The 20,334-nt window shown below is 64.8% G+C and carries 20 protein-coding genes; 8 read left to right on the top strand and 12 right to left on the bottom strand.

The window, feature by feature from the left end; all coding sequences use genetic code 11:
* Positions 1-103 precede the first annotated feature (103 nt).
* Together ACVWY1_RS09055 and ACVWY1_RS09050 are read left to right on the top strand one after the other, a co-directional pair.
* On the top strand, positions 104-568 hold the full coding sequence (locus ACVWY1_RS09055) for a multidrug transporter (protein ID WP_102682166.1): 465 nt from the start codon (positions 104-106) through the stop codon (positions 566-568).
* A gap of 133 nt (positions 569-701) precedes the next feature.
* A complete protein-coding gene (locus ACVWY1_RS09050; RefSeq protein WP_094011735.1) occupies positions 702-1,526 on the top strand; it encodes an SDR family oxidoreductase in 825 nt (274 codons plus the stop codon).
* Between the two features lie 43 nt (positions 1,527-1,569).
* Here ACVWY1_RS09050 and ACVWY1_RS09045 read toward each other — a convergent pair whose 3' ends face one another.
* From ACVWY1_RS09045 to ACVWY1_RS09030, 4 genes are all read right to left on the bottom strand, one after another.
* On the bottom strand, positions 1,570-2,997 hold the full coding sequence (locus ACVWY1_RS09045) for an efflux transporter outer membrane subunit (RefSeq protein ID WP_457378153.1): 1,428 nt from the start codon (positions 2,995-2,997) through the stop codon (positions 1,570-1,572).
* A complete protein-coding gene (locus tag ACVWY1_RS09040; RefSeq protein WP_102682104.1) occupies positions 2,994-4,055 on the bottom strand; it encodes an HlyD family secretion protein in 1,062 nt (353 codons plus the stop codon). Before ACVWY1_RS09040 ends, ACVWY1_RS09045 begins: the two co-directional genes overlap by 4 nt.
* 27 nt (positions 4,056-4,082) lie before the next feature.
* On the bottom strand, positions 4,083-5,624 hold the full coding sequence (locus ACVWY1_RS09035) for an MFS transporter (protein WP_457378152.1): 1,542 nt from the start codon (positions 5,622-5,624) through the stop codon (positions 4,083-4,085).
* A 145-nt stretch (positions 5,625-5,769) separates the two neighbouring features.
* Positions 5,770-6,675 carry a LysR family transcriptional regulator gene (locus tag ACVWY1_RS09030; RefSeq protein WP_102682106.1) on the bottom strand — a complete coding sequence of 302 codons (906 nt, stop codon included), beginning with the start codon at positions 6,673-6,675 and terminating at the stop codon, positions 5,770-5,772.
* Positions 6,676-6,935: 260 nt separating this feature from the next.
* On the opposite strand from ACVWY1_RS09030, the gene ACVWY1_RS09025 reads away from it, so the two are divergent.
* The 3 genes from ACVWY1_RS09025 (at position 6,936) to ACVWY1_RS09015 (ending at position 8,312) form a co-directional block, all read left to right on the top strand.
* Positions 6,936-7,382, top strand: coding sequence for a universal stress protein (locus ACVWY1_RS09025; RefSeq protein ID WP_111532077.1), 447 nt, complete (start codon positions 6,936-6,938; stop codon positions 7,380-7,382).
* Between the two features lie 109 nt (positions 7,383-7,491).
* Positions 7,492-7,818: a type II toxin-antitoxin system PrlF family antitoxin gene (locus ACVWY1_RS09020; RefSeq protein ID WP_102682108.1), complete on the top strand. Its 327-nt coding sequence runs from the start codon at positions 7,492-7,494 to the stop codon at positions 7,816-7,818.
* Positions 7,815-8,312, top strand: a complete 498-nt coding sequence (locus ACVWY1_RS09015; protein ID WP_277501998.1) for a type II toxin-antitoxin system YhaV family toxin — start codon at positions 7,815-7,817, stop codon at positions 8,310-8,312. The genes ACVWY1_RS09020 and ACVWY1_RS09015 overlap by 4 nt, the downstream gene beginning before the upstream one ends.
* 44 nt (positions 8,313-8,356) lie before the next feature.
* Here ACVWY1_RS09015 and ACVWY1_RS09010 read toward each other — a convergent pair whose 3' ends face one another.
* Genes ACVWY1_RS09010 through ACVWY1_RS08995 form a run of 4 tightly spaced genes read right to left on the bottom strand, consistent with a single transcriptional unit; the run spans position 8,357 to position 13,133 of the window.
* Positions 8,357-9,217, bottom strand: a complete 861-nt coding sequence (locus ACVWY1_RS09010; RefSeq protein ID WP_102682110.1) for an efflux RND transporter periplasmic adaptor subunit — start codon at positions 9,215-9,217, stop codon at positions 8,357-8,359.
* A 10-nt stretch (positions 9,218-9,227) separates the two neighbouring features.
* Positions 9,228-9,428, bottom strand: a complete 201-nt coding sequence (locus tag ACVWY1_RS09005; protein ID WP_008097766.1) for a DUF1656 domain-containing protein — start codon at positions 9,426-9,428, stop codon at positions 9,228-9,230.
* Positions 9,429-9,432: 4 nt separating this feature from the next.
* Positions 9,433-11,610: an FUSC family protein gene (locus ACVWY1_RS09000; RefSeq protein WP_457378151.1), complete on the bottom strand. Its 2,178-nt coding sequence runs from the start codon at positions 11,608-11,610 to the stop codon at positions 9,433-9,435.
* The gene (locus ACVWY1_RS08995) at positions 11,607-13,133 is read right to left on the bottom strand and encodes an efflux transporter outer membrane subunit (protein ID WP_457378150.1); all 1,527 of its coding nucleotides are present in this window, start codon (positions 13,131-13,133) and stop codon (positions 11,607-11,609) included. The genes ACVWY1_RS09000 and ACVWY1_RS08995 overlap by 4 nt, the downstream gene beginning before the upstream one ends.
* A 180-nt stretch (positions 13,134-13,313) precedes the next feature.
* Here ACVWY1_RS08995 and ACVWY1_RS08990 point away from each other — a divergent pair, with 180 nt between their 5' ends.
* Positions 13,314-14,261 carry a LysR family transcriptional regulator gene (locus ACVWY1_RS08990; RefSeq protein WP_110699994.1) on the top strand — a complete coding sequence of 316 codons (948 nt, stop codon included), beginning with the start codon at positions 13,314-13,316 and terminating at the stop codon, positions 14,259-14,261.
* 85 nt (positions 14,262-14,346) lie between these two features.
* On the top strand, positions 14,347-15,321 hold the full coding sequence (locus ACVWY1_RS08985; RefSeq protein ID WP_457378149.1) for a 2-hydroxyacid dehydrogenase: 975 nt from the start codon (positions 14,347-14,349) through the stop codon (positions 15,319-15,321).
* Between the two features lie 48 nt (positions 15,322-15,369).
* On the opposite strand, the gene ACVWY1_RS08980 is transcribed toward ACVWY1_RS08985, so the two are convergent.
* The 4 genes from ACVWY1_RS08980 to ACVWY1_RS08965 form a co-directional block, all read right to left on the bottom strand.
* Positions 15,370-16,308 carry a glycosyltransferase family 2 protein gene (locus ACVWY1_RS08980; RefSeq protein WP_457378148.1) on the bottom strand — a complete coding sequence of 313 codons (939 nt, stop codon included), beginning with the start codon at positions 16,306-16,308 and terminating at the stop codon, positions 15,370-15,372.
* Positions 16,305-16,673: a GtrA family protein gene (locus tag ACVWY1_RS08975; protein ID WP_457378147.1), complete on the bottom strand. Its 369-nt coding sequence runs from the start codon at positions 16,671-16,673 to the stop codon at positions 16,305-16,307. The genes ACVWY1_RS08980 and ACVWY1_RS08975 overlap by 4 nt, the downstream gene beginning before the upstream one ends.
* The gene (locus ACVWY1_RS08970) at positions 16,670-18,184 is read right to left on the bottom strand and encodes a glucosyltransferase domain-containing protein (protein ID WP_457378146.1); all 1,515 of its coding nucleotides are present in this window, start codon (positions 18,182-18,184) and stop codon (positions 16,670-16,672) included. The genes ACVWY1_RS08975 and ACVWY1_RS08970 overlap by 4 nt, the downstream gene beginning before the upstream one ends.
* Before the next feature lie 86 nt (positions 18,185-18,270).
* Positions 18,271-19,167 carry a DMT family transporter gene (locus tag ACVWY1_RS08965; protein WP_457378145.1) on the bottom strand — a complete coding sequence of 299 codons (897 nt, stop codon included), beginning with the start codon at positions 19,165-19,167 and terminating at the stop codon, positions 18,271-18,273.
* A 252-nt stretch (positions 19,168-19,419) separates the two neighbouring features.
* On the opposite strand from ACVWY1_RS08965, the gene ACVWY1_RS08960 reads away from it, so the two are divergent.
* Entirely contained in the window at positions 19,420-20,295 is an 876-nt protein-coding gene (locus tag ACVWY1_RS08960) for a helix-turn-helix domain-containing protein (protein ID WP_457378144.1), read from the top strand.
* The last annotated feature ends 39 nt before the right edge of the window (positions 20,296-20,334 follow it).

The following is a 20,334-nucleotide window of genomic DNA, read 5'->3' as shown; positions in this document are numbered from 1 at the left end:
CGAAATGCTCGATTCGTCGCGCTCCCGCTTTTTCTTGTGGCTTGCAGCTTGCAGCTTGGCGCTCCAAGATGATCAAACCCCCGCCACCAAGGCCTGCCCCACCATGATCATCGGCGCCCTGCTCATCCTCACCTGGCTGGTCCTGCTGCTGCGTTACCCGGCCAAGGCCCTGCCGATTTCCCTGGCCGCCGTGTGCGGCCTGGGCCTGGTGGCGCTAGGGGTGGTCTGGCAGGACACCCGCGAGGCCTCGCAGCTGGCGCGCCTGGACATTCGCCTGACCTACGCCCCCGACCAGTGCCCCGCCGACCGCGCCCTGCAGGTGCGCATGAAGAACGGCAACAAGGCGCCGCTGACCGAACTGCGCTGGCGCGTGGCCGCCTATGCACCCGGCGATACCGTGAACCTTGCCGAGAATACCTATGCAGCACCCCGCTATCGCGGTCCCGGCGAATTGCAGCCGGGCGTCGAGTGGAGCGACTGCCTGCCGGTGCCGCCGCTGCGCTCGGGGTATCGGCCGCAGACCCTGGAGTTTCGTGCCGAACATCTGCAAGGTACATTCGCCAATTGATTCATTGCCTGTACCGGCCCTATCGCTGGCAAGCCAGCTCCCACAGGGGCTTCAGTGATCCCTGTGGGAGCTGGCTTGCCAGCGATAGGGCCGGGGCAGGTATTACGACCCTCCCACACCTAAGGCCTACCCCATGCCCACCGTCCTCATCACCGGTTGTTCCAGCGGCATCGGCCGCGCCCTGGCCGACGCCTTTCGCGATGCCGGCCACGAAGTCTGGGCCACCGCCCGCAAGCCCGACGACGTCGACGCCCTGCTCGCCGCCGGCTTTGCCGCACGCCAACTGGATGTGAATGACGGCGAGGCACTGACCCGCCTGGCCGACGAGCTGGAAGACCGCCACGGAGGCCTTGATATCCTCATCAACAACGCCGGCTACGGCGCCATGGGTCCGCTGCTCGACGGCGGTGTCGAGGCCATGCGCCAACAGTTCGAAACCAATGTCTTCGCCCTGGTCGGCGTGACCCGCGCGCTGTTCCCGCTGCTGCGCCGCTCGCGTGGGCTGGTGGTGAACATCGGCAGCGTCTCGGGCGTGCTGGTCACCCCGTTCGCCGGCGCGTACTGCGCGTCGAAGGCCGCCGTGCACGGGCTCACCGATGCCTTGCGCCTGGAGCTGGCGCCGTTCGGCATTCGGGTGATGGAAGTGCAGCCGGGGGCGATCGCCTCGCAGTTCGCCAGCAATGCCCAGCAACAGGCCGAGCAGGTACTGGCGAGCGATTCGCCATGGTGGCCGTTGCGCGAACAGGTACAGGCCCGGGCGCGGGCCTCGCAGGACCGACCGACTTCGGCGGCGGTGTTTGCCCAGCGCCTGCTGGCCGCCACGCGCAAGTCGCCAGTGCCGGCGCTGGTGCGTATCGGCAATGGCAGCACGGCGTTGCCGTTGATGGCCCGGGTGCTGCCGCAGAGGCTGTTGGATTGGGTGTTGCGCAAACGCTTCGGGCTGTTGCGACCGCTCTGACGACACAAGGCATCGTGGGAGCGGGCTTGCCCCGCGATGCGTTTCAAACCTGATCGAACGCCTGCCAGCCGCCGCCCAGCGCCTTGTATAGCCCGACCAGCGCCTGCGACACCGCCGCCGAGCTGTCGATCCACTGTTCCTCGCTGGCCAGCAGCGCCGACTGCACCGTCAGCACGTTGAGAAAGTCCACCGCCCCTTCCACGTACTGGCGCTGCGCGGTCTCCAGGGCGATGCGGTTCTGCCGCACCGCCTCGGCCAGGTGATCACGGCGCAGCTGGCTGGCGTTGTACAGGCGCAGCACGTCGTCGATCTCGTGCCAGGCACCGAGCACCACCTTGCGGTAGTTCAGCGCCGCCTCCTGCTGCTGGGCCTCGCGCAGCTCCAGGGTGCCCTTGAGCCGCCCGCCCTCGAAGATCGGCAGCGACAGCTGCGGGCCGAAGGCGAACCGGCGCGAATCCCAGCCGCCGAAATCGGACAGTTGCATGGCCTGGAAACCGACACTCCCGGACAAGCGGATGCTCGGGTAGAAGTCCGCCTTGGCCACGCCGATGCTGGCGGTGGCGGCATGCAGGCGGGCCTCGGCCTGACGAATGTCCGGCCGGCGCTCGGCCAGCTCCGAAGGCACGCCGATGGCGAAGCGCTGCTGCGGCGCGGGCAGCTCGCCACCTTGCAGCAGCTCACGCTGCAGGCTGCGTGGTGGTTCGGCAGCGAGCAAGCCGAGGGCGTTGATCAGGTCGTCGCGACGGGCTTCCAGTGTCGGCAGGCGCGCCTCGATCGAAGCCACCTGGGCGCTGGCCTGGGCTACGTCGAGGCGGGTAGCGACCCCTTCAGCCTGACGACCTTCGGACAACTTCAGGCTGTGGCGGGCAACCTTGAGGTTGTCCTGGGTGATGTCCAGGGTGTGCTGCACGGCACGCAACTGGATGTAGTTGCCGGCGGTTTCCGCAAGCAAGGCCAGCAGCACGCCCCGGCGGTCGTTTTCCGCCACCGCCACGCTCGCGTCGGCGGCCTCGACCTGACGGCGCACACGCCCCCACAGGTCAAGTTCCCAGCCGGCCACCAGGTCGCCTTGCCAGAGGTTGTACGCCGACTTGCCGGACTTGCCGGACGGGTCGTTCAGCCCCTCGGCGCTGTTGCGCGCACGGCTGTACCCGGCGTTCACGTCCACCGCCGGCAGCTCGTCCGCCGCCACGCTGCTGCGCAAGGCGCGGCTTTGCAACAGGCGGGCACTGGCCATGCGCAGGTCGAGGTTGCGTTCGGTGACCTTCTGGATCAGCGCGCTCAGGCGCGGGTCATGGAAGCTGTCCCACCAGCGCAGTTCCAGCGGTTCGGCCACCGGCTGGCTGGCCGCGGCAGCGCCTTGCGGCTCGGCCCAGTCCTTGGGCGCCTCGCTGTCCGGGCGCTGGAAGTCCGGGCCGAGGGTGCAGCCGGCCAGCAGCATGGCCAGCAGCAGAGGGCTCAGGCGTCTCATCGCGCAGTCACCTCTTTGCCAGCCAGCGTGTCGCCGTGGGTATCGATGGTCGCTTCCACCGACATGCCCACGCGCAGGCGCGCCAACAGCGGCTGGCCGTCATCGAAGACGATCTTCACCGGAATGCGCTGCACCACCTTGGTGAAGTTGCCGGTGGCGTTGTCCGGCTTCACGGCAGCGAAGGTCACCCCGGTGGCCGGGGCGATGCTCTCGACACGGCCGTGGAGTTGTTCGCCGGAGAAGGTATCGACGCTGATACTCACCGGTTGCCCCGGTTGCACATGGGTCAGTTGGGTCTCCTGGAAGTTGCCGACGATATAGGCGCGCTCCAGCGGCACCACCGACAGCAGCCGCGCCCCCGGATTGACGTAGGCCCCGATGCGCAGGGCGCGCTCGCCGACCATACCGTCGACCGGTGCGGTGATGCGGGTGTAGGACAGGTCCAGCCGGGCTTTTTCCAGCCCGGCTTCGGCACGCTTGAGCTGGCCATCGGCGCTGGCCACCTGGGCGCTGAGGATGTCCACCTGCTTGCGGGTGGCCAGCAGCGCCGCCTGGCTGTTGGCCAGCCGCGCACGGGCCTGGTCGACGCCGCTGCGCGCCTGCTGGGCATTCTGCACGGTGCCGGCGCCCTGCTCGGCCAGGCGGCTGTAGCGGGTCACCTCGTGGTCGGCGAAAGCCGCCTCGGCCTGGGCCGCCTTCACCGCCGCCTCGGCCTGGGCGATCAACGAGGCCTGGCGTTCAAGGGTGGCGCGGGCATCCAGGCTCTGCGCCCTGGCCACCAACAGTTGCGCCTGGGCGGCGTCGAGCGCGGCCTGGTAGTCGCGCGGATCGATGGTCGCCAGCAACTGGCCGGCACTCACCTGCTGGTTGTCCTCCACCAGCACCTCCTTGATGAATCCCGCCACCTTCGGCGCCACTACCGTGTAGTCGGCGGTCACGTAGGCGTCGTTGGTGCGCTGGCGATGATCGCTGCCGAACATCCAGGGGCCGACCAGGGCGGCGAGCACGGCCACGGCGAGTGCCGAGCCGATGAAGAGCGTCTTGCGGTTGTTGGTCATCTTTCTATCTCGAATTCAGCCCCGGCTTCAGGCCACCGCACGCGGCGGGAAGATCCGGGTAGGCACGAAGGGGATCAGGCAGATCATGGCGACGGCGATACCCGCCATCACCAGGTAGAGGTCGGCCGAGGTCAGCACCAGGGCCTGTTCATGGATGCGCTTGGCCAGGCCAGCGGCGTTGTCGTCGATCAGCGGCGCGTTGCCCAGGCTGTCGACCAGGTGGTTGGAATGAAAATGCCGGCGCAGGGTGCCAAGGGCGTCGAGCAGGCCGCCGGCGATCACCGCCGAGAGCCCTTTGACCGTGTTGAACCAGGCGGAAGCGAACGGGCCTTCCTGCGGGGTCATGCCATTGGTGGAGAGCATCAGCAAGGGCAGCACCGCCATTGGCTGGCCGAACACCTGCAGCAGGTAGAAGGGGTAGAAGTCGCCGCGAATCCACTGCGAGGTCAGCAGGCTGCTACCCACACACGACGCCGCCAGCATCGCCAGGCCCACGGCCAGCACCCAACGGCAGTCCACCGCGCGGATGTTGCACAGCGCTGCGGTGAGCGGCAGGGCGAGCAACTGCGGCATGGCCACCAGCAGCATCAGCGGGCTGGTTTGCGCCGGGCGGTAGCCCTGGATCTGCGCCAGGTACGCCGAAGGAATGCTGCCCACCCCGGACAACACCACCAGCACACCGGCCAGGGTCACCAGGGCGAAGCTCAGGTTGCGCCGCGAGAGCATGCGCAACTGGAAGAACGGCAATGGCTCGGACCACTCGTTGTACATGAACAGCACCAGCAACAGCAGGCCGCCACCGAGCAGCCAGCAGATCAGCGGCGAGTCGAACCAGCCCCAGCGGTCGCCCAGCGACAGGCCAAGGACGATGCAACTGATCGCCGGCAGGCCAAGCAGCACCCCGCGCCAGTCCAATTGCCTGAAGCGCTCCAGGCGCAGCGGATCCTGGGGCAGGCCCCAGCCGACACAGGCGATTGCCAGCAGCGACGGCAGGATGATCTGCCAGAACGCCCACTGCCAACCGACGTACTCGGTCCACAGCCCGGCCAGCGGCGTGCCGAGGTTGGGCCCGAAGGTGGCGGTCAGGGCATAGCAGGCCAGGCCATATATCTTGATGCCCGGTGGCAAGAAGCGCAGCGCCACGCTCATCAGCATCGGCGGCAAGGCGCCCGAGGCGAAGCCCTGCAGCACACGCAGCAACATCAGGCTGTGCAGGTTGGGAGAGAAGGGTTGGATCAGGCCGAGCACGGCAAACAGGCCGACGGCGGTCATGGTGAAGCGGCGCAGCGAGAAGGTGGTCGCCAGCCACGGCGCGAAGGCCATGGCCGAGACCGAGGCGGCGCTGTACACCGCCAGCAACCAGGCGCCTTCGTCGGCACCGATGCCCATGGCGCCACGGATGTCGCTCAGGGAAATCTTGGTCACCGCCTCGTTGAGCCCGGCGCACAGCACCGCCAGCAACACGCCGAACAGCCCGACCACCACCCGCAGGCCGAACGCCGTCTGCGCAGGGGCGACCGGCGCAGGGGCGGCGGCCAGCGCGGCGGAAGGCGCGGTCAGGGAACTCATGGATAGACATCTCCAGCAACATTTTAAGGGCTGGGGGAAGTCTAAGAAGGTCGAATGCTGACGAAAACTGACTTGTCGGCAGCTTTATGTTGCGCCAGACGCAATCCAGATGGATTTGCCGGCTATGGAACGTAAACGTTGCCGATCAAGGATCGATGCTGCCGCAAGCCTTCAACGTCTGCCGCAACCAGCGGTGCGCCGGGTCATTGTCGAAGCGCGGATGCCAGGCCTGCATCACGTTGACCTTCTCCAGCGGCACCGGGATCTCGAACGAACGCAAGGGCAGCTTCAAGCGCTGCACGCTGTTGAGGATATTGGCCGGTATCGGCAGGATCAGGTCCGAATCCGGCAGCGAAAACATCGCCGAATGGAAGCTGGTGGTGATCAGCGCCACTCGCCGCTCCACCTTGCAGTTGGCCAGCGACACGTCGATCGGCCCGTTGGCGCGACCACGCCGGGACACGCTGATCTGCGGGTAGGCGGCAAAACGCTCGGGAGTGATCACGGCATCGAAGATCGGGTGATCCTCACGGGCCAGGCCGACGAAGTAGGTGTTGAACAGGCTCTGCACCTTGATCTCCGGCCCCAGCTCGATGGCCGAGCTGATGATCAGGTCGATCTGCCCGTTGCGCAGCACCGCATCGTCATCGCCACTGCCCTCGGGCACGAAACGCAGCACCGTGCGCGGCGCCTGGGCCAGCATCATGCGCAGCAACTGTGCGCCATACAGGGCAATGAACAGGTCGTTGGTGCGGATGTTGAAGGCGCGGTCGAGGTTGACCAGGTCGACGGCATCGCGGCTGCGAAACACCAGGCCAGCCTGCTCCACCAAACCATGCACCTGTTCGCGCAGGGCCAACGCTCGCGGGGTCGGCACCAGGCCACGGCCGGCACGCACCAGGATCGGGTCGCCCATGGCCTCGCGGATTCGCCCGAGGGTCCGGCTCATCGCCGCCGGGCTCAGGTTCATGCGCTGGGCGGCGCCCACCACACTGCCTTCGTCGAGCAGCACATCGAGGGCGACGAGCAGGTTCATGTCCGGGAGTTGCATGGCCGTTTTCCGTGACAGCTGTGGGAAACGCGATGGTAACAGGTTGGCCGATTGCGTCTGACGCAATGGCGCCGTGCGTGGGGGACCATTTATCCGCAGAGGTTATTGAATCGACAATGGTGTGGCCTCACCGCCGGTAAGCCGCGGCGGCGAACCGCAGCGCCTACAGGCAGCGCATCTCCCTGTGGGCGCCGCGGTTCGCCGTTGCCACTTGCCGGCGATGAGCGCAGCACTGCCATCCATTCTCCAAAGGATTGCCCATGCCCCACCCGGTTCTGATCGCCATCGACGCCTCCCCGGCAGCCACCAGCCTGCTCACCCTCGCCCAGCGCTACTGCCGCCCCGGCGAGCACACCCTGCATGTGCTGCTGGCCATCGACTCGACCTTCGCCGTGCACGACAACCGCACCGCCTACACCGAGCAGGAGCTGGAGGAATACCCCGCCGCCTGCGACGAACAGCAACTGGCCGAGCACGCCGTGAACAGCGCCGTGTGCATGCTGCGCGAAGCCGGCTTCGACAGCCTGGGCTGCATGGTCGCCGGCCAGCCGGTGGAGGCGATCGTCGCCAAAGCCCGGGAGCTGGAATGCGAACTGGTCATCATCGGCCACCGCCACCTGTCACGGCTAGGCAGGCTGCTGGATCCGTCGATCAGCGCCAAGGTGATCGACCGGGTGAAGGTGCCCGTGCTGGTCGGGGCAGCCTGAGCCAGGAAAACCGTTGATCAGCCAGTACACACGAGGTAATGCAACTGCATTGACCAGGTAATGCACTCGCATTACCGTGGCCGATATTACCCCTCGCGGACTGACGACCATGGCTACTACCTTCGAAGCGGAATCGACCCTGACCGAGCGCTACCAGACAACGGTCCCCGAAACCGTTCGCCGCGCGTTGGGCCTGAAAAAGCGTGACAAGATTCACTACTCGATCCGCCCTGACGGAGCAGTGATACTCACCCGCGCAGAGACAGCCGAGGAAGACCCTGCCGTGGGGCAGTTCCTCGAATTCCTGGAGCGGGATATCGCCACCAACCCGCAACGTTTGAAGGTTGTCGATGCAGAGTTTGTCGCTCGCCTGAAGGCACTGGTTGGCGATGAAGAACTCGATCTGGATCAACCTCTTTCGGCGGATGATGAATGACAGATGCTGACCTCCCCCCCGTTTCTTCAACTGGCTGGACGGTGTTCGCACACCCCATGTTCCTCGATAAGCTGGACCAGCTGAAAAACGAACTGGAGGTCCTGAAGCGCAAGGCCCCCGATAGCTACACCAGGAAGAATGCCTGGAAACGGCTGACTGCAATTATTCGCCTGGCTTTTGATGGCATCGCGCAGGATCCAACCAAAACCGAGTATCGCCAGGGCAACACCCTGGGAGATGCCCACCGGCACTGGTTCCGGGCGAAGTTCTTCCAGCAATATCGTTTGTTTTTCCGTTATCACGCGTCGAGCAAGATAATCGTCCTGGTTTGGGTAAACGATGACGACAGTAAACGCGCTTACGAGAGCAGCGACGACGCCTACAGAGTGTTCCGTCGCATGCTTGGCACCGGATACCCGCCTGACGACTGGAATCAGCTGTTACAGGAAGCAACTGCAGCAACAGCCCGATTCAACGCCACCCTCAAGCGCTGACATTTGCCCGCCAATTTATCGATGGCGTCAGCGCGAGAACTGGATCAGCCCTCGCTCGGCTTGACCACCACGGTACACGTGGTCCCCGCCGCCAGCAGGAACCCTTCCGGCACTTCATCGATATGGATCCGCACCGGCACCCGCTGCGCCAGGCGCACCCAGTTGAAGGTCGGGTTCACATCGGCGATCAGCTCGCGGCTTTGTGGGTTGTCACGGTCGTAGATCCCCCGGGCGATGCTCTCCACATGCCCTTTGATGCGCTCGCCGCTCATCATCTGCAGTTCGGCCACATCTCCTACCTTGACGTGGGGCAGCTTGGTTTCCTCGAAGAAGCCGTACACCCAGAACGACTGCTCATCCACCACCGCCATCACTGCCTCGCCGGTGCGGGCGTAATCGCCCTTGTGGATGTTCAGGTTGGTCACATAGCCATCGACGGTGGCAACGATCTGCGTGCGCTTGAGGTTCAGTTCGGCGGCGGCCAACTGAGCCTGGGCGTGCTGGTAGTCGGCCAGGGCGGAGCTGGCGATGTTGCTGGCGTCGTCGCGGTTCTCTTTCGAGATGACCAGGTTGTCCATGTCGGCGCGGCGCCTGGCGTTGACCTTGCGCATTTCCCAGGTGGCCTTGCGCGAGGCCACCAGCGCCTTGGCCTGGTCCAGCGCCAACTGATAGTGCTCGGGATCGATGCGGATCAGCACGTCGCCCTTCTTCACCCGCTGGTTATCCTTGACCGGCACATCCACCACATAGCCCGGCACGTCGGCGGCAACGTTGATGATATCCGCGCGCACCCGGCCGTCGCGGGTCCACGGCGTGGTCATGTAGTGCAGCCACAACTGGCGGCCGATCACCACGGCAGCGGTCAGCACCAGCAGGGTGGCGATCAGGCTGAAGAACTTTTTCATTGCAGGATTCTCACCAGTAGAGCGACAGCGCCAGGGCGCCGAACAGGCAGACGAACAGGCTCAGGCGCAGCAGCGCCGGGTGCCAGAAGAAGCGGTAGCCATCATGGCTGGCGATGAACCGGTCCAGGCCCCAGGCCAGGCCCAGGGCGAACAGGAACATCAAGGTCATGGTGGGCATGTACACGCCATGGAAGGCGATCTCGCGGGGCATGGTTTCACGGAGCATCGTGCAGTCCTTTCGCCGGTGCCAGCGGCGACTGTGGGTCGAGCAGGGAAGAACGGATGAAATGCAGGTAGCTCTGCGCCCGGCGCAGCACCGAGGTGTCGAAGTGCCGGGCGAAAGGTTCATCGGTGGCCTGCACGCGGCTGATGGCATGGTCCACCGCCACCAGGGCGCGTTCGTGGTTGCTGGCGCTGGGTTGCAGGAACAACCGCGCCAGGGCCCGGCCCATGACACGGATGGCCTGGCGCCACGGCTGCGACTCGGCGTAGGCCGGGTGCACCGGGGCGCGAGCCTGCTCCTTGCGCAGCTCGATAATGGCGTGGCCGATCTCCAGCACCGTGAACATCCAGCCCATCAGCTGGCTCTGCACCTGCGGCTTGCCGGCGGCCAGGCCGTAGGCCTGGTGCAGCAGGTCGCGGGTACGGCTCTCGAAAGCCGAGCCCAGCCCGCGCAGGCGCCCGCTGATGGCGAACAGCACCTGCTCGCGCAGCTCCTGCTCCAGGCGGCTCCACAACCAGCGGCTGTTGGGCGGCAGGATGATCGCCCCGGCCGCGGCGCAGACGAACATGCCGATGACCATGCCGATGTAGTCATTGATGAAGGTGTAGGGGTTGTAGATCGTCAGGTTGTTGGGCACCGAACCGATGGCAAAGAACACCAGCAGGCCCAGGCCGTAACCGGCATAGGCCGGGCGCGAGGCAAGGAACGCGCCGAACACGAACACCGGCGCCAGGACCATGCACAGCAGCGCGAAGCCGTCGATCCAGGGGAACACGAAGAAGGTTTCGAAGAAGCCGACAAAGGCGCCGATCGCCGTGCCGCAGGCCATCTGGAACGCCATGCGCTTGGGATTCGGCGAAGCCGCCGACAGGCCCACCGTGACCGTGGCGATCAGGGTCATCATGCCGCCACTGGGCCAATCGCTGAGCAGCCAGTAGCTGCCCAGCAGCAACAGCACCGCCGAAGCGCGCACCCCAGCGGCGAGCGATACCAGCCAGCTGGTCTGGGCCACATAGGGTTCGTCCCACTGTTCGCGTTCGTGCTTGTGCACGGCCAGCGAGGCGTGGGTCTCGGCGTAGCTGTACATCTCGTCGACGAAGCGGTACAGCAGCTCGAAGGCGGTATGGAAGTCGAGCAGGTCGGCCTCGCTGGGGTTGGTCTGCAGATACTCGGCGCGCAGACCACGCACCTGGGCCTGCAGGCCTTCCTTGTAGGTGCCCAGCTCCAGGGCCAGGCGCAAGGCGTCGGCGTCGGTCAGTGCCCGGCCGACGTAGGGCTGCAACAGCTCGGCCAGTGTGGCCAGCCCGGGTTCGATGGCGCCGACGATCTGCAACGGGCCACGGGCGCGCAAGCGCTCGAGCAACCGGTGCAGGGCGTTGAAACGCGTGGTGATGGCCATGAACTCGCTGTTCATGCGTACCAGCCGACCTGAGCGCCGGCGCATGTGCGGGTCTTCGAAGGCGGTGACGTTGCGCAGGCTCTCCAGGCCCACCGCCTCGGCGACAAAGCGCACGTTGCTGGTCTCGAAGCGGTCGCGCTGGCTGTCGCCGCGCAAGGCCTCGACCACCACCCCGGCGAACACGCCAAAGCGCTGGTAGAGGGCGTTGCGCATGGCGGCACTGGCCGATTGCGGCAGGATCGCAGCGCTGACGAAAGTCGAAACCAGAATCCCCAGGGCAATCTCCAGCACCCGCCACACCGCCGCCATGAACGCCTGGTCGGGGTGCTGCAGCACCGGCAGGCCGATCATCGCCGCGGTGTAGCCGGCCAGCACGAAACCATAGGCGCGGAAGGTGCGATAGCGCATGGCGCCCGCCGAGCACAGGCCGACCCACAGGGCCAGGCTGGGCAGGAACAGCTCGGTGTTCTGCGGGAAGATCGCGATCAGCGCGACCATCATCGCCGAGCCGGCCAGGGTGCCGAGCACCCGGTAGAAACTCTTGGCGAACACATGGCCGCTCTGCGGCTGCATGACGATGAACACAGTGATCATCGCCGTGCGCGGCTGCGGCAGCTCCAGGCGCATGGCCAGCCACAAGGTGATGAAGGCGGCGGCCAGGACTTTGAAGATGTAGACCCAGGTGACGCCGTCGGTCCGCGCCCAGGCAAAGAAACCCCGGCGCCATTCCAGGCTCCGCAGCCAGCGCAAGGGCAAGCTCGATGTGCTCATTCGGCGTAATCCGGCGTGTCGAAGATGGCCAGGGTGGCCGGCGTTTTCGGTGCGGTCTGGCGCTCTTCGTCCGGCACGTCCTTGCCCGCCTCCAGCCCGCCGCCCAGGGCCGTGACCAGTTCGGCATGGGCCACCAAACGCGCGGCCTGTACCTGCTGCTGCACCTGCTGCTGGCGGAACAGCAAGGTCTGGGCGTTGAGCACGTTGAGGTAGTCGGTGAGCCCGCGCTGGAAGGCGACGGTGGCGATGTCGTAGGTCTTCTGCGCGGCGGCCACGGATTCGGCAGCGAAATGCGCCTGCTCCTTCATCGACTCACGTCGGATCAGTTGGTCGGAGATGTTCTTCAACGCGCCGATCACCGTCTGGTTGTAGTGCGCCACGGCCACGTCATAGCCCGCCGAGGCCACGCCCAGCTGCGAGCGCAGGCGCCCACCATCGAAGATCGGCAGGCTGATGGCCGGCCCGACGTTGTAGTTGAATTTACGCCCGGTGATAAATTCCAGCGGGCCGCCCCCGGTGGCCATGAAGCCCAGGCCGCCGACCAGGTCGACATTGGGGAAGAACCCGGCGTGGGCCACGTCGATGCCACGGGCCTGGGCCGCCACCTGCCAGCGGCTGGCGACCACGTCGGGGCGCTGGCCGACCAGCTCGGCGGGCAGGTTCGAGGGCAGTTTCAGCGGCGCGCCGAGGGTCAGGGTCGGGCGTTGCAGTGTCGCGCCCTCCCCCGGCCCCTTGCCGGCCAGGGCTGCCAGCTGGTTGCGGGTCAGGGCGATCTCTTCGTTGAGGCTGTCGATCTGGCGGTGGGTTTCCGGCAGCGGCGCCTCGGCCTGGCTGACTTCGAAATGGGTACCGATGCCACCGTCCAGGCGGCGCTTGGCCAGGGCGACAATCTGCTCCTGCTGCGCAAGCTCGGCCAGCACGATATCGCGCCGGGCGTAATGCAGGCTGAGCTGGATGTAGGCGCGCACCACGTTGTTCTCCAACTCCAGCTGGGCCTGGCGCGCCTCGGCGACGCTCATGTGCGCCTGGTCCACGGCCTGCTCGCTGGCATTGCGCTCACGGCCCCACAGGTCCAGCGCGTAGCTCAAGCCGATGCCGGCGTTGTTGTCCCAGGTGTTGGCGCCGGACAACGCGCCAGGGCCGTAGAACTGATCCTCCGGCCAGTTATGGCGCTTGAGCGTGGCAGTGCCGTTGACCTGCAGCTTTTCCGCCGACTCGACCACACCCGCCATGGCCTTGGCTTGGCGCACGCGTGCAGCGGCCATCGCCAGGCTCGGGCTGCCGGCCACGGCCTGGATGATCCAGGCGTCGAGTTGCGGGTCGCCATAGGCGCGCCACCATTGCTGGGCCGGCCAGTGGGCGTCACGCGCAGCCTCACGGATGGCGTCGTCAGTGGTCAGTTGGTTGGCTTGGAGTGTCTTGCTTTGCGGGGCGATGCCCCAGGTTCCGATACAGCCGCTCAAGGTGAGACAAAGGGCACAGGCACTGAGCGCGCTAAGCGCTCTGATGTTGCGACGCGGCACAGCTGCGATTTCCCGAGGAAGAGGTGGAGGGGCCGGGCAATTCTAGGGGCGGGTTTCATTGGCGATAAGCGTATATTCCTGCGAATCTTTGTTACCAAAACAGCGATAATCCGGCTTTAGTCGGAAGCGAAATAGCGTTACTTCATGTCACAATTTTGTCCTCTAAACCGAGAGTGACCCATGGACACCCTGCAAAACATGCGTGCTTTCAGTTGCGTGGCCCAGCTCGGCAGCTTCACCGCTGCCGCGGCGCAACTGGACACGACCACCGCGAACGTGTCGCGGGCGGTCTCCAACCTGGAAGCCCATCTGCAAACCCGCCTGCTCAACCGCACCACCCGGCGCATCGCGCTGACCGAGGCCGGCAAGCGCTACCTGATGCGCTGTGAACAGATTCTTACCTACGTGGAAGAAGCCGAGGCCGAGGCCAGCGATGCCCATGCCCGTCCCGCCGGGCAGCTGAAGGTGCATTCGATGACCGGTGTCGGCCAGCATTTCGTGGTCGACGCCATCGCCCGCTACCGCGAGTCGCACCCGGACGTGACCTTCGACCTGACCATGGCCAACCGCGTGCCCGACCTGCTTGATGAGGGCTACGACGTGTCGATCGTGCTGGCCAGCGAGCTGCCCGACTCGGGGTTCGTCTCCCAGCGCCTGGGCATCACCTACAGCATCGTCTGCGCATCGCCCGACTACGTGGCGCGCCACGGGTTCGCGCACAAGCCCGCCGACCTGCTCAAGCATGCCTGCCTGCGCATGGTCAGCCCGGTGATCCCGCTGGAGAAATGGCTGTTCGACGGCCCCGAGGGACAGGAGGTGGTCAATATCACCACCTCACCGTTCCAGGTGAACTCCGCCGATGCGATGAAGACCGCGATCCGCAGCGGCATGGGCGTGGGCGTGCTGCCGATCTACACCGCCATCGATGGCCTGCGTGACGGCAGCCTGGTGCGGATCCTGCCGCAGTACCGCCTGCAGGAGCTGAACCTGTATGCGATCTACCCGTCGCGCCAGTACCTCGATGCGAAGATCAAGACCTGGGTCGAGTACCTGCGCAACTCGCTGCCGGAAATCCTCGCCGCCCACGAGGCCGACCTGAAAACCCACGAGCTGCTGATCGCCAACTGAAAAAGCCGGTGCATTCGGGCGGGGGACAATGGTAGGTTGCTAAGCAACGACACCGCCCCTACCCGCCTTGCAGAGAAGCAGCCCGATGAAAAAGACCGTCCTGGCCTTCAGCCGCATCACCCCGGCCATGGCCGAGCGCCTGCAACACGACTTCAACGTGATCGTGCCCAACCCCAAGCTGGGCGACATCGCCGCCCAGTTCAACGAAGCGCTGCCCGAGGCCCACGGCCTGATCGGCGTTGGCCGCAAGCTGGGCCGGGCGCAGCTCGAAGGCGCGGGCAAGCTGGAGGTGGTGTCCAGCGTCTCGGTCGGCTACGACAACTACGACCTGGACTACTTCAACGAGCGCGGCATCGCCCTGACCAACACCCCCGACGTGCTCACCGAAAGCACCGCCGACCTGGGCTTCGCCCTGATCATGGGTTGTGCCCGGCGCACCGCCGAGCTGGACGCCTGGACCAAGGCGGGCCACTGGCAGGCCACCGTCGGCCCGGCGCAGTTCGGCAGCGATGTGCACGGCAAGAAACTGGGCATCGTCGGCCTGGGCAACATCGGCGCGGCCATCGCCCGGCGTGGCCGTTTCGGTTTCAACATGCAGGTGCTGTACACCGGCAACAGCCTCAAGGCCGCGCTGGAACAGGAGTTGGGCGCGCAGTTCCGCAGCCTGGATGAGCTGTTGGCAGAAGCCGATTTCGTCTGCCTGGTGGTGCCGCTGTCCGACGCCACCCGCAAGCTGATCGGCGCCCGCGAGCTGAAGCTGATGAAACCCAGCGCGTTCCTGGTCAACATCGCCCGTGGCCCGGTGGTGGACGAAGCAGCACTGGTCGAGGCACTGCAGGAAGGGACCATTCGCGGCGCCGGCCTGGACGTGTACGAGAAAGAACCGCTCGGCGATTCGCCGCTGTTCAAGCTGCCCAACGCCCTGACCCTGCCGCACATCGGCTCGGCCACTGCCGAGACTCGCGAAGCCATGGCCAACCGGGCCATCGACAACCTGCGCTCGGCATTGCTGGGCGAGCGACCGCAGGACCTGGTGAATCCGCAGGTGTGGCAAAGCTGAAAGCCCAATCACGGGGTTTGTGCAAGCGGGTTTGCCCCGCGATAGAGCCTACTGGGGTTGGCTACGCCGCCCCAGTACCTTGCGTACAACATAGCGGGGCCGGTGCTTGGTTTCCTGGTAGATCCGCCCGATGTACTCGCCCAGGATGCCAATCCCGATCAACTGCACCCCGCCAAGGAACAGAATCGCCGTCATCAGTGACGGATACCCCGGCAAGTCGTTGCCGAACAGCAACTTGTCCAGCACCAGAAACACCGCATACAACAGGGCGAACAACGAAACGCCACCACCGATATAGGTCCATAGCCGCAGCGGCACAGTGCTGAACGAGGTAATACCGTCCAGTGCCAGGTTCCACAGGCGCCAGAAGCCAAACTTGCTATTGCCCGCCGCCCGCTCCTGGCGGTCGTACTCGATGATCTCGGTACGGAACCCCACCCACGACAGCACGCCCTTCATGAACAACTGCTGCTCCGGCATCTGCCGGATGGCAGCGACCACCTTGCGGTCGAGCAGGCGGAAATCGCCGACGTTCTCTTCGATCGGCAACGCAGCGATGGCGTTGTGCAGACGATAGTAGAGCCCCGCCGTCCACCGTTTGAACCGCGTATCGGCCAGCCGGCTGCGGCGCTTGGCCAGCACCACGTCGGCGCCGCCCTGCCAGCGCTCGATCATCTGCGCGACAACCTCAATGGGGTCTTGCAGGTCGACATCGATTGGCACCACCGCGTCGCCTTCGGCATGCTCCAGCCCCGCGAACAACGCTGACTCCTTGCCGAAGTTACGGGAGAAATTGATCGCCGTGACCCATTCGTCCCTGGCCGCCAGATCGGCGCAGATGGCTTCCGTATCGTCGGTGCTGCCGTCATTGACGAAAACGATTTCCACGGTCGCGTCTTTCAGCGAAGGCTCGCTGCGCACGGTGCGGTAAAAACACTCGAGGGTCTGCTCCTCGTTGTACACCGGTACCACCAACGTAATGTTCATGGGTCCCTCCGTCTGAACACCACGGTGTGTGAATAGGCGTAACCCACCGTCAGGCTGGCGAACGAAAAGATGACCAGCGTCAGCCAAGGTGACAGGTTGATACGATCAGAAATCGTACCGATGACCAGGCTCAAGCAGCCCATTCCAGATAGAAACAGGAAATAGCGTTGTCCTTGCGGACGAACTGCAAAGGTGTATTGAGCATTGACGTGATAGGAAAGGCTTGCTGCCACCACGAAGGCAAGCAGGTTGCCCTGTGCCTGGCTCATGCCAAGAAGAACATGCGACACAAGGAATACCAGCCAATGCACAGCGGTATTGCCGATACCCACCAGACCATACCGTACAAAGCGCCCCAGGCTCATGGTGCGACTTCCTCGAATCCGGCAGGCGCCTTCATCAGCACATAAGCATCATTGCCTACCCGATGAATGTCGTAGAACTGGCTATGTACCAACGCCAACGGGCTGATAGCTATCACCTGCCGTCGATCCAGGGGTGGCTTGTCGAAGAAAAGCCGAAAATCATCGATTCCGACCAGAGGCAGCATCTCGGGCAAGACGAGATAACTGTTCGGGAAAAGAGCGCTCACTGCCGGCATCGCTCGCAGCGTTCCTTCCGCGCCGGGAATCCAGGGTTTTTTTAACCAAAAATCAATGAGATAAACATGTTTGAAAGGTGCCAGATCGGCGTACGGGGCGAGGTCTTGTGCCAACCCTTGCGAAATCGATTGATGCAATGCCTTTTGCAGCACCATGACCCGTCCGTACGCGAAGGAAAACGAGAGCATGAACACCAAAGGGACCGCCAGAACCAGCAGTTGCATGCGCGGCGCCCTCGCCAAGGCGCCGTGCACGAATAGCAGCAACATGACGATCACGGCCCCCAGCCCCATCATCACCCGTACCTCGCCTTGAAAACGTTCAAGGAAAAGTACCAACCCCGGGATCAACGCCAGGGCGGCTACTGCCATCCCCAGCAGAGTCATCCATAGGCCCACGCACTCCACGCGGGATGATGCACGCTGCTGAACACGCCTCAGCACAATGACGAGCTGCCAGGTGGCCACGCAAACCAACACGATCACAAGCCCTTGCAGGGTGGGGGTCATGAGTAGACCGACGGTTTCAGTCACCGTCCCCATCCGCTGGAAGACCTGGCCAAGCCATCGCTCATCGAACGGCAGCAAGCCACTGGTATAGAACCCTTCGATCATCCAGGCACAGGTCGCGTAATACAGCGAACAACCCACCACCAATTGACTGAAACGTATCCATATAAGTCGCCATATCTGGCGAAAACCTGAACCGTCGATGATCCTGCGAACCACCTCTATGCAACACAGCCCGGCAAACAGGTTGATGCTTACCTGATAGAAACCGGCTGCAACAAGAACGAGCAATGTTCCCCCCCACCAAGCGCGCCATCGCTGAATACCGAGCGCAATAGCCCCTACGCTGGCCGCCATCGACAGCGCCATGGCCGCGCCATCGTACTGATAGGAAAGGTTCTGCAGAAAAAACGGTTGGAGCCACAACGGCAACACCACGAACAAGGAGCTGAGCGTAGGCGTGGTGAACCAGTAGCGAATCAAATGGGCCAGGGCATAGCCACTGATAACAACAGCCATCAGCAGTGGAAGCGGATAGATATTGACCGCACCAGCGGTAAAGCCAAGCCCTGAGTACAACAAGGATGTCAGTGGACGCCCCAAGGCAACCCAACCACCGCTCGCGAGATGCTGGCGGGAAAAGTCATCCAGAAAGGGATGGTCCGCCATGAGCAATGGCAGGATGTGCAGCATCATGGCTGCCGAGCACAGCACCCAGACCTGGGAGTGCGTGAGCGGTCTGTTCCATGACAAAGGTGCCGACATCCCTAATCCCCAGGCCAAGAATCCCGGAAAGTCTAGCCAGCACCTGGGAACCTGCGCACCTGCCATTTTCGACAGGTGCTACCTGCTCAACGCGCCAATACAATGTCCGGTTTGACTCGCGGCTTGCCAAACACCAGCACATTCCCCGCCATCACCGCCACCAGCCCCAACAATGCCGGCGCTGTCCACTGATAGCCCTCGGCGAACGCCGACACATTCAACGCCACCAGCGGGAACAGCACGGTGCAGTAGGCGGCCCGCTCCGGCCCCATGCGCCCGACCAGGGTGAGGTAGGCGGTAAAGCCGATCACCGAGCCCGGGATCACCAGATACAGCAGCGAGCCTATGTAACGCGTGTTCCACTCCATATCGAAGGGGATCCCCCTGAGCAGGCAATACCCCGCCAGCATTGACGCGCCGTAAACCATGCCCCAGGCATTGGTGGTCATGGGTTTGAGCCCGGCCTTCTGCTGCACGCTGGAGAGCATGTTGCCTGCGGAGAAACACAACGTGCCAAGCAGCGCCAAGCCCAGGCCATAAAGGGTTTCGCGGCTGGCGGCATGATGGGAAAGCTCCGGCCAGAACAGCAGCCCCAAGCCCAGCAGCCCCATGGCCCCGCCGCCAAGCACATTGGCGGCGATCCTCTGGCCGAAGAAGATCCGTGCATTGATCGCGTTCCACAGGGTGGCGGTGGAGAACACCACGGCGATCAGGCCGCTGGCAACCCACTGGCTGGCGGTGAGGAAACACATGAAGTTGACGCAGAACAGGCACAGGCCCTGGGCCAGGCACACCAGATGGCCCCGGCGGTTCATCGGCTGCAGGCGGCGGGTGAGCAGCAGCAAGGCGAACAGGATCAACCCGGCCAGGGCGAAGCGGTAGACAATCGACACCGGGATGGCGACTACCCCCAGTTGCAATTTCAGGGCGATCCAGGTGGTGCCCCAGATCAGGACGGTGAGCAGGTAGAGCGACAGGTTCACGGGCATTCCTCCAGACAGTCGACTTGGGGCCGCTTCGCGGCCCATCGCTGGCAAGCCAGCTCCCACAGGAACAGCACATGCCTTTACCTTGTGGGAGCTGGCTTGCCAGCGATTCGAGGGCGCAGCCCTCGCCAGGACTACGAGTGTTTACCGCGCCCTGATTCCGACGCTTGCATAAACTTGCGCTTTTCCTCTTCGGCCAGCTGCCTTCCCGCCCGCGCCGCAGTACGATGGCCTTCAGAGGAGTCTCCCATGCCCGCACTCGACCACCTGCAAGTCTTCAACGCCATGCATGCCTCGCCCCACGCCCGGCTGGAGCTGAGCGCGCACCTGGGCGACGGGCTGGCGGCGGCGTTGTGGAGCAACCGCGACGACGCCCGCGACTACCAGGCGCCCAGCCACCACACGTTGTCGTGCTACATCGCCGACGGCACCGGTACCTTCCGCCGCCAGCGCCCGGCCGACAAGGGCGCGCCGGGCAAGCTATGCATCATGCCGGCCGGCCATGAGTCCAACTGGGTGGTCAACGGCACGATCCGCCTGGCCCACCTGTACATCAGCGAACAGCAGTTCGCCCTTGGCTGCACCCGCCTGCTGGACCGCGAGCCGCGTGAAATGCAGCTGCACGAGGCGACCTTCCTCGACGACCCGCAACAGGCCGCACGCTTTCGCCAGCTGATCGGCCTGGACTGGGCCGAACCCGGCGAGCGCCTGCTGGCCAGCAGCCTGGCCCACGACATCATCGACCACGCCGTGCTCAATCAGGCCGGCCTGCGCCAAGGGCTCAAACTCAAGGGCGGCTTGGCGCCGCACCAGCGCCGACAACTGGTGGACTTTATCGAGGCCCACCTCGACCAGGCGCTGACGCTGGGCGAGCTGGCGCTGCGCTGCAACCTGTCCGAATACCACTTCGCGCGGATGTTCCGCGCAAGCTTCGGTCTGCCGCCGCATCAGTACCTGCTGGCCCGACGGCTACAAAAGGCGTGTCACCTGCTGCGCATGGGCACGCTGCCCCTGGGCGAAGTGGCGCTGCTGTGCGGGTTTGCCAGTGCCAGTCACTTCAACAACCGGTTTCGCCAGGCGTTGGGAGCGACGCCGGGGGAGTATCGGGCGGCGTTCTGCGCCTGACTGCCGGGCGCTATCGCGGGGCCAGCCCGCACCCACGCC

It is taken from the genome of Pseudomonas sp. TE6288, from assembly GCF_054062095.1.
This window is presented reverse-complemented; position numbering and strand designations above follow the sequence as displayed.